The sequence below is a fragment of the Pseudomonas sp. NPDC086112 genome (genome assembly GCF_044746425.1).
Classification (GTDB): Bacteria; Pseudomonadota; Gammaproteobacteria; order Pseudomonadales; family Pseudomonadaceae; genus Aquipseudomonas.
In genome coordinates, this window is the sequence record NZ_JBIVCD010000073.1 from 518 (window position 1) to 9,259 (window position 8,742).

Genomic DNA, 8,742 nt, shown 5'->3' on the forward strand with positions numbered 1-8,742 from the left:
AATAAATAAGGCCTGACGGCCAACACCTGTATAAGTAGCCAGTATTATTCCACAGCGTTTCAGGATCGCCTACCCCTGATTTGAGATTTCTCCAGCGGCATGGCGCAGCAGCCCCTCTAGCGCGGCCTTCACCGTTTGTCGGCGGACCTCGTCACGGTTACCGGCAAAGTACTGCACCTCGCTGAACACCTGCTCACCCACCCCCCAGGCCAGCCACACCGTGCCCACGGGCTTGCCCGGCGAACCACCATCCGGCCCCGCCACACCGCTAACGGCCACGGCAAAACGCGCCCGGCTTTTTTCCTGCGCGCCGCGGACCATGGCCTCGACCACCTCGCGACTGACCGCCCCGACAGTTGGAAACAACTCAGCCGGGACATCCAGTTGCTGGGTTTTCTGACGGTTGGAGTAGGTGACATAACCGGCCTCGAACCACGCCGAACTCCCCGGAATACGGGTGATTGCCTCGGCAATCCCGCCACCGGTACAGGATTCGGCGGTGGTGACGTGGGCATTGAGAACCTGCAAGCGTCTGCCAAGTTCAGCGGCCAACTGAGTGATATCTTTCACGGCTCTCTCCTGATCGAGCGGAATGAGGCCTACCGTACACGAGCCGATCACGCTTGCAAGGTTCAGGATCGATCAAAATGTTAGCGAGCAAAGGCTCTGATATAAGCCTGACGGCCTGCAAGGCAATCAATCCGCGGTCGCCGGCATTGGTGATAGCGACAATTCGTTGAGCATGCACCGGGGGCTCGCTACGTCGCGGGTGCCACCGTCAACTGGTCGAGTTTCTCGGCCTGCAACCCGGCCAGTTCCGCCAGTTGCCGGCCATAACGCCAGTCCTGAAGTCGCCAGGCCAGCGCCGCCGAGCCGCCGGCCAACACAACCGGAAACACAACAACGCCAATGATGCGGTAAGACATCGGGATCAAACCGAAGGCTGGCATAACACCGCCCTCGCCCGCGCCCAGAGATGCAAGCGATCCTGCAAACCGTTCAGGCCGCCGTTGATGCGGCGGGTGATGCTGTTGAACTGGTCGCGGTCGGCCAGTTCATTGAAGCCATTTTGCTCCCAGAACCAGGCAGCCGATTCAGCGGCCCACCGCGGCTTTTCCAGAAGTCCTGGCAAAAACAGCAAACGATCATCACCGAAGAGTCCGAGACTGCACTGACGGTAATTGTCGCGACCCGTGATCTGAATCAGGCCTCGGCCACGGTATTTTTGACCGTCGCCGTCGGGCTCTGGCGTATTACCCAGGCGCACAGCCAGTGCGCCGGTGTCGTACTTGCTCAAGTATTGAGCGCAGCCCAACTCACGTACGTACTGCAACTGCCCCGACTCATGACCGACTTGCGCAAGGAACGCAGCGATGCGTTTCGGGGTATTGATGTTGCGGTGGGTCATGGCGATGTTGAGCGCAGAAATGAAAACGCCTGCTTGGGAGCTGGCGTTGGGCATAACGATCTGTAGTTGTTGCTGCGTAACAGTCATATAGCCTCCAGAATGCCGGCGGCGACTCGATCTACAAGACTTGGGCAGTGATCACGCAGTTGGTCAATCAGTGGAATGATCTTCATCGTGTTTTCACCGGGTAATAAAACCCCGCTTGAGTGCGGGTTTGAGTGAAAGGTACTGGCCGTGGGAAACCCGCGTCCGTGCGGGTCGGATGCCGGTAGGCATCGCTGCTCGCCATTCCATTGGGCTTTGTATTCAGTGATCCTGGCGGGTATCTGGCGGCGGCACTTCGCAAACGCCAATCCGCTTGGCCGCCCAGCGCTCATAAAGACCGATGGAAACATCCGCTCCGGCCATCGCCGTCAGACAACCGAACGCGCCAGCCGCCCAGATCGACATGCCAGCGGCGTACAGCAACATGATGGCCGAGACTCCGCAGACCATGCAGGCCCCGGATCGCAAGGCCAGACGCCGCAGCAATGACCACCCGCGAGCGCCCTCCTTGTCGGCGCGCCACATTTCACCAGACACCCCACCCACCAGGGCGAGAACGATGACCAGCCAGATCGGCATGTCCAGCAACGCTTGTTGCTCGTTTGTCATGTCACGCCTCCTGGGGGTGATTAATGAGTAATTGATGGTGTGTTTCGGATGCAGCCTTGGTGATCAGCGGTCGCCGCTCAAGCGCAGAGAAACGACTGCAAATCCTGTTGATGGCAGGCGACCAGGTGGTTAAACAGGCTCAACGATTACGTTGTCGATGAAGGCAAAGTTGGCGTACGGGTTCTGCTCGTTGGGGAAGGCCAGGGTCGTTTTAGCCGTGGTGGCGGTGAAGTCGTAAGTGATGGTGCTCCACTCGACTGTTGTACCGTTGGCGGACGGGGTGTTGAAGGTGACGATTTTCCCCGCCACATTCACCTGGATGACACCGTCGCCGGAGCGACCGGCGTAGCGCGAATTACCCGCGCTGAGGTCAATCGGTACTGGGCGCCGACCGTGGTAGCAAAGTTCTGCTGAATGCCGCCGCCGTTGCCATAAACGTAGTTGGCCAGGTCGACGATCACAACGCCATCCGCGGCGACGGAGCCGCCGATCGCGGCAGGCATATTGAAGTACTCGGCACCGGACAGAAACGTCGTCCAACCCGTGATGAAGTTGGCTTGCTCCGTGGTATCCAGTATGCAACTACCGCTGCAGCCTGGCTGTTCAAAGCTGCCGTTGACCAAAAGGTTGGCGGCAACAGCGTTGCCCCCAGCGCCGAACAGAGCAACGGCCAGCAACAGCGGGGCAATGTATTCCCTGAAACCGTTCATGATTCACCTATTGAGTTAATTGAGTTATTTGCGCTGCTGATGCAGTGCTCATGTCGCTCACAGGCGATCGCTCGAGGCTCGTTGCCTTCACATGATTCAGCGTCCCGCATCGGGAACATTTGATCTGGAGCTCGGTGTACTCACCCACTCGGGCGAGAAGTCTTTTGCACTGCCCACATCTGCAATCTTTCAACATTGAGATGCCTCCTGGCTTCTGCCGAGTCCTTTCTGTAATTGAGGTTGATAAACCTCGGACGAGGTGGGCATTCCCGGCGCTAACCGGAATGCGATCCTTCGCATTGACCTTTCGGCGCTACTGGCGCGGTACGAGTCCATTCAAATTGTTTTTCCGACCGCGGCCCCTGCCCGCCGGATAACTGCTTGTGGTGCTTTACGCTGCACACCCGGGTCAGTTGCCAACCCTCTGAACCGTTGAGGCCGGTTCATCGCTGCCTTTGTGGTGGAACTAAAGAGCTTCGTTTCGAGCCGCCTTGTTGGGCGGCTTGAGACAAAGAATATGCATGGATGCATATACAGTCAATGCATAAATGCATTTATTTATGCATTAGAAATGCACAGGCGCATGGAAGCCCCGCAAGCAAAGGCGTTGGCGGTTTTTCGACAGGCGAAAAAAAACCCGCCGGGCAGCGAGTTTTATCTGACAGCGGTGAGGTTAACGGGCGTACATGCCCCACCAGAAGACGTGACCGAGGATGACGATCTGCTCTTCCTGGATTTCCTGGAAGCTGTAGTCCTCGTCCGGATGCTCATCGCGGTTGAAGCTGCGCAAGCGAATCCCTGTCGGCAGGCGATAAAGCTGTTTCACCCGCAACTGGCCGTTGTGGTTGATGGCGTAGAGGTCACCGTCGACGATGTCACCAATCCCGCATTTACCGGCATTCACCCCGACCGTGGCGCCATCGCGCAGCACCGGCAACATGCTGTTGCCGCGCACGGTCACGCATTTGGCCTGATCGAACTGCACGCCGTTATGGCGCAGGCTGCGCTTGCCGAAGCGCAGGCTAGAGCGCTCGCTCTCTTCGATGACGAATCTTCCTGATCCAGCAGCCAATTCAACCTCGCGAAGAAAGGGGACCGACACCTCGTCGTCATCGACGGGCGTATCGTCGTCCCACAGGCTTATGTCCTTGAGTTCCGAATGCGACTCATCGCGCCCGGCGCTGGCGGCGTGCGCGACATCCGCACGGCCACGCAACTGGTCGGTGCTCACGGCGAAGTATTCGGCAATCTTCGAAATATGTTTATCCGAAGGATCGACGATCTTCCCGCTGAGGATCCGCGAGAGAGTGGATTGAGGCACGCCGGTGCGACGGTGAAGCTCCGTGGGGGAGATCCCGTGCTGATCGAGCAGTGCTCTTAAGACGGTAGAAACATTGCGTTTTTGCATAACGTGCATAGTGCTTGATCTTTTTTCGGAAGACAAATGCTGATTTGCATAGATCGTGCATAGAGAGCAGAAATGTGCCTTGGCGCTTTCATGCCTGCGTAGGTCGGACTGCCCATGTTAACCTTGCGCCCATCGCGGAAAAGCCGGGCCGATGCCCCTCCTTTGCCCTACACCTTTCAACGAGTTTTCCTGAATTTCCGATGAATAAAGCCATCTCCGATCTGTCCTCCCACACCCCGATGATGCAGCAGTACTGGCGCCTGAAGAACCAGCACCCCGACCAGCTGATGTTCTACCGCATGGGTGACTTCTACGAGATCTTCTATGAAGACGCGAAGAAGGCCGCCAAGTTGCTGGACATCACTTTGACGGCTCGTGGGCAATCGGCGGGGCAGGCGATTCCGATGTGTGGGATTCCTTACCACGCCGCGGAAGGTTACCTGGCGAAACTGGTGAAGCTCGGCGAGTCGGTGGTGATTTGTGAGCAGGTCGGCGACCCGGCCACCAGCAAAGGCCCGGTGGATCGTCAGGTGGTGCGGATCATCACCCCTGGCACAGTCAGCGATGAAGCGCTGCTGGATGAGCGCAGGGACAACCTGATCGCGGCGGTGCTGGGTGACGAGCGTCTGTTCGGGCTGGCGGTGCTGGACATCACCAGCGGCAACTTCACCGTGCTGGAGATCAAGGGCTGGGAAAACCTGTTGGCGGAACTGGAGCGCGTCAATCCGGTGGAGCTGATGATCCCGGATGATTGGCCGAAAGACCTGCCGGCGGAAAAACGTCGTGGGGTTCGTCGCCGTGCGCCGTGGGATTTTGAACGTGACTCGGCACTGAAAAGTCTTTGCCAGCAGTTTTCCACCCAGGACCTGAAAGGATTCGGCTGCGAGAACCTGACCCTGGCGATCGGCGCCGCCGGTTGCCTGCTCAGCTACGCCAAGGAAACCCAGCGCACCGCCCTGCCGCATTTGCGCAGCCTGCGTCATGAACGCCTGGATGACACCGTGGTGCTGGACGGCGCGAGCCGTCGCAACCTGGAACTGGACACCAACCTGGCCGGCGGTCGCGACAACACCTTGCAATCGGTGGTCGACCGCTGTCAGACCGCCATGGGCAGCCGCTTGCTGACTCGCTGGCTGAACCGTCCGCTGCGGGATTTGACCGTATTGCTGGCGCGTCAGAGCTCGATCACCTGCCTGCTCGACGGTTACCGTTTCGAAAAGCTGCAACCGCAGCTCAAGGAAATCGGTGACATCGAGCGGATTCTGGCGCGGATCGGCCTGCGCAATGCCCGTCCTCGTGACTTGGCGCGCCTTCGCGACGCCCTCGGTGCACTGCCAGAGTTGCAAGTGGCGATGGCCGAGCTTGAAGCCCCGCACATCATTCAATTGGCGACGACCACCAGCACCTATCCGGAACTGGCGGCATTGCTGGAAAAAGCCATTATCGACAACCCGCCCGCCGTCATCCGTGACGGCGGCGTGTTGAAAACCGGTTACGACAGCGAACTCGACGAACTGCAATCGCTCAGCGAAAACGCCGGGCAGTTCCTGATCGATCTCGAAGCGCGTGAAAAGGCCCGCACCGGCCTGTCGCACTTGAAGGTCGGCTATAACCGGATTCACGGATACTTCATCGAGTTGCCGAGCAAGCAGGCCGAATCGGCGCCTGCGGACTATATTCGGCGGCAGACCCTCAAAGGTGCCGAGCGCTTCATCACGCCGGAACTGAAGGCGTTCGAGGACAAGGCGCTGTCCGCCAAGAGCCGCGCCCTGGCCCGCGAGAAAATGCTCTACGAAGCGTTGCTCGAAGACTTGATCGCCCAGTTGCCGCCCTTGCAAGACACCGCCGCAGCCTTGGCCGAGCTGGATGTGCTGAGCAACCTCGCCGAGCGCGCACTGAATCTGGACCTGAACTGCCCGCGTTTTGTCAGCGAGCCGTGCATGCGCATCACCCAGGGTCGTCACCCGGTGGTCGAGCAAGTACTCACCACGCCGTTCGTGGCCAATGACCTGAGCCTTGACGACAATACCCGCATGCTGGTGATTACCGGTCCGAACATGGGCGGTAAATCCACCTACATGCGTCAGACCGCATTGATCGTGCTACTGGCGCATATCGGCAGTTTCGTGCCGGCGGCCAGTTGCGAATTGTCCTTGGTAGACCGAATCTTCACCCGAATCGGCTCCAGCGATGACTTGGCGGGCGGGCGCTCGACCTTCATGGTTGAAATGAGCGAAACCGCGAACATTTTGCACAACGCCACCGAACGCAGCCTGGTGCTGATGGACGAAGTCGGTCGCGGCACCAGCACCTTCGACGGTCTGTCCCTGGCCTGGGCGGCGGCTGAGCGTCTCGCGCACCTGCGGGCCTACACCCTGTTCGCCACCCACTATTTCGAGCTGACAGTGCTGCCGGAAGCCCAGCCACTGGTGGCCAACGTGCATCTCAATGCCACCGAACACAACGAACGCATCGTGTTCCTGCACCACGTGCTGCCTGGGCCTGCCAGCCAGAGCTATGGCTTGGCGGTTGCGCAGTTGGCCGGTGTACCGAGCGAAGTGATCGTGCGGGCTCGCGAGCATCTGAGCCGACTGGAATCCACAGCGCTGCCTCATGAGGTTGCGAAGCCGGCCAAAGGCAAACCGGTCACGCCGCAGCAGAGCGACATGTTCGCCAGCCTGCCGCATCCGGTGCTGGATGAACTGGCCAAACTTGATCTGGACGACATGTCACCGCGTCGTGCGCTCGAAATGCTCTATACACTAAAGACACGGATCTAACGCACTTGCCTGCAAGCTGTTAGAATCTCGCGCGGTTTGGGATGCTGCAGGCCAATAGCCTGACCTGCAGACTATCGCTCCCGAACCTGGCGACCCCAACGTGAAGGGGCTCCGCTGCCGCCGCCTGAGGAGAAAATTAGAAATGACCTTCGTCGTCACCGACAACTGCATCAAGTGCAAGTACACCGACTGCGTAGAAGTCTGTCCGGTGGACTGCTTTTACGAAGGCCCGAACTTCCTGGTGATTCACCCGGATGAGTGCATCGACTGCGCACTGTGCGAACCAGAATGCCCTGCCGTGGCCATCTTCTCCGAAGATGAAGTTCCGGAAGATATGCAGGAGTTCATTCAGCTGAACGTTGAGCTGGCGGAAATCTGGCCCAACATCACCGAGAAGAAAGAATCGTTGCCCGATGCCGAAGAGTGGGATGGCGTCAAAGGCAAGATCAAAGACCTCGAACGCTGATTACCCCGTGTTCTCGAAAAGGCCCCTTGTGGGCCTTTTTGCTTTTCCAAAGATCAAAAGATCGCAGCCTGCGGCGGCGCCCACAGGCGCGTAGGAGCAGCCGCAAGCTGCGATCTTTTGATTCTTGATTTTGATCTTTTGCTTTTCTACAGGCAAAAAAAGGGGCGGTATGACCCGCCCACATTTTTTCCCTATTCCTTGTGTTCCTTTTCATCGTCCTGATGAATCGCTTCCTGCGATGTCCGTTCCCCTCTTCCTTGAAGGGCGTGTCTATCCGTCGACACAGTTCAGATACTAGAGGATTCCCCACTAAGAGCAATCGGCCTCTGTCGCGGAAAGCGTCTGTCACACGCTGTTAATCTAAAAAAATAATCATACAAATCAATAATATAAACGAATACCACAAGTTAAATAGACAACTGCCAGGGTGTAAAAATAACGAACACTTACGAAAGAGTAAGCAAAGACTTACAACACGAGACTACAAACCTGAGGTGGTGCAAAAGAACAACGCAATTCTTAAATTCCGGGCAACAAAAAGCCCCAAACCAGTCGGGGCTATTCGTTACCGGTTGAACGAGTTGCTTATTGGAACAGCGACTCACTCGACAGGCCGTTTTTCTCGAGAATCTCCCGAAGACGCTTGAGGCCTTCAACCTGAATTTGCCTGACCCGCTCCCGGGTCAAGCCGATTTCCAGGCCTACGTCTTCAAGCGTGCTGCTCTCGTGACCTCGCAAGCCAAAGCGGCGAATGACCACCTCGCGTTGCTTGTCGGTCAGCTCCGAGAGCCACTGATCGATGCTCTGTGACAGGTCGTCGTCCTGCAACAGTTCGCATGGATCGGTCGGGCGGTCATCGGTAAGGGTGTCCAGCAGGGTTTTATCCGAATCCGGACCCAGCGAGACGTCGACCGAAGAAACCCGCTCGTTCAGGCCTAGCATGCGCTTGACCTCGCCTACCGGTTTCTCCAGCAGGTTGGCGATTTCTTCGGGTGAGGGTTCATGATCGAGCTTTTGAGTCAGCTCCCGTGCAGCCCGCAAGTACACATTGAGCTCTTTGACCACATGGATCGGCAACCGGATGGTCCGGGTCTGATTCATGATCGCGCGCTCGATGGTCTGACGAATCCACCAGGTGGCGTAGGTCGAAAAGCGGAAACCGCGTTCAGGATCGAACTTTTCTACTGCCCGGATCAGGCCGAGGTTGCCCTCTTCGATCAGGTCCAGCAGCGACAGCCCACGATTGACGTAACGACGGGCGATTTTCACCACCAGCCGCAGGTTGCTTTCAATCATGCGCTTGCGCCCGGCCGGAT

The 8,742-nt window shown here is 58.0% G+C and carries 8 protein-coding genes and 2 pseudogenes; 2 read left to right on the forward strand and 8 right to left on the reverse strand.

From position 1 onward, the window contains the following. Positions 1 to 69 precede the first annotated feature (69 nt). The 7 genes and pseudogenes from ACIPLA_RS27605 to ACIPLA_RS27635 form a co-directional block, all read right to left on the reverse strand. On the reverse strand, positions 70 to 570 hold the full coding sequence (locus ACIPLA_RS27605; RefSeq protein ID WP_218398405.1) for a CinA family protein: 501 nt from the start codon (positions 568 to 570) through the stop codon (positions 70 to 72). Positions 571 to 650: 80 nt separating this feature from the next. Next, positions 651 to 950: pseudogene (locus tag ACIPLA_RS27610) on the reverse strand (hypothetical protein). Next, positions 932 to 1,495: a glycoside hydrolase family 19 protein gene (locus ACIPLA_RS27615; RefSeq protein ID WP_401177581.1), complete on the reverse strand. Its 564-nt coding sequence runs from the start codon at positions 1,493 to 1,495 to the stop codon at positions 932 to 934. Before ACIPLA_RS27615 ends, ACIPLA_RS27610 begins: the two are co-directional and overlap by 19 nt. 219 nt (positions 1,496 to 1,714) lie before the next feature. After that, positions 1,715 to 2,062 (reverse strand): phage holin family protein, encoded by a 348-nt coding sequence (locus ACIPLA_RS27620; protein ID WP_218398409.1) that lies wholly within the window; start codon positions 2,060 to 2,062, stop codon positions 1,715 to 1,717. Between the two features lie 129 nt (positions 2,063 to 2,191). Continuing rightward, positions 2,192 to 2,772: pseudogene (locus ACIPLA_RS27625) on the reverse strand (DUF642 domain-containing protein). Between the two features lie 7 nt (positions 2,773 to 2,779). Then, entirely contained in the window at positions 2,780 to 2,968 is a 189-nt protein-coding gene (locus ACIPLA_RS27630; RefSeq protein ID WP_401177584.1) for a Com family DNA-binding transcriptional regulator, read from the reverse strand. 477 nt (positions 2,969 to 3,445) lie between these two features. After that, on the reverse strand, positions 3,446 to 4,180 hold the full coding sequence (locus ACIPLA_RS27635; RefSeq protein WP_008072692.1) for an XRE family transcriptional regulator: 735 nt from the start codon (positions 4,178 to 4,180) through the stop codon (positions 3,446 to 3,448). A 212-nt stretch (positions 4,181 to 4,392) separates the two neighbouring features. Between ACIPLA_RS27635 and mutS the strand changes: the two genes are divergently transcribed. After that, positions 4,393 to 6,960 (forward strand): DNA mismatch repair protein MutS, encoded by a 2,568-nt coding sequence (gene mutS / locus ACIPLA_RS27640; protein WP_401177590.1) that lies wholly within the window; start codon positions 4,393 to 4,395, stop codon positions 6,958 to 6,960. A 142-nt stretch (positions 6,961 to 7,102) separates the two neighbouring features. After that, positions 7,103 to 7,426 carry a ferredoxin FdxA gene (gene fdxA / locus ACIPLA_RS27645; RefSeq protein ID WP_003222178.1) on the forward strand — a complete coding sequence of 108 codons (324 nt, stop codon included), beginning with the start codon at positions 7,103 to 7,105 and terminating at the stop codon, positions 7,424 to 7,426. A gap of 585 nt (positions 7,427 to 8,011) precedes the next feature. Here the strand turns inward: fdxA and rpoS are convergent. Beyond that, a partial coding sequence (rpoS, locus tag ACIPLA_RS27650; protein WP_401177587.1) for an RNA polymerase sigma factor RpoS occupies positions 8,012 to 8,742 on the reverse strand: 731 nt, incomplete at its 5' end.

Coding starts and splice junctions, on each gene's coding strand:
- ACIPLA_RS27635 (WP_008072692.1), bottom strand. CDS start 4,180: ATGCAAAAACGCAATGTTTCTACCGTCTTAAGAGCACTGCTCGATCAG.
- ACIPLA_RS27620 (WP_218398409.1), bottom strand. CDS start 2,062: ATGACAAACGAGCAACAAGCGTTGCTGGACATGCCGATCTGGCTGGTC.
- ACIPLA_RS27630 (WP_401177584.1), bottom strand. CDS start 2,968: ATGTTGAAAGATTGCAGATGTGGGCAGTGCAAAAGACTTCTCGCCCGA.
- ACIPLA_RS27615 (WP_401177581.1), bottom strand. CDS start 1,495: ATGACTGTTACGCAGCAACAACTACAGATCGTTATGCCCAACGCCAGC.
- fdxA (WP_003222178.1), top strand. CDS start 7,103: ATGACCTTCGTCGTCACCGACAACTGCATCAAGTGCAAGTACACCGAC.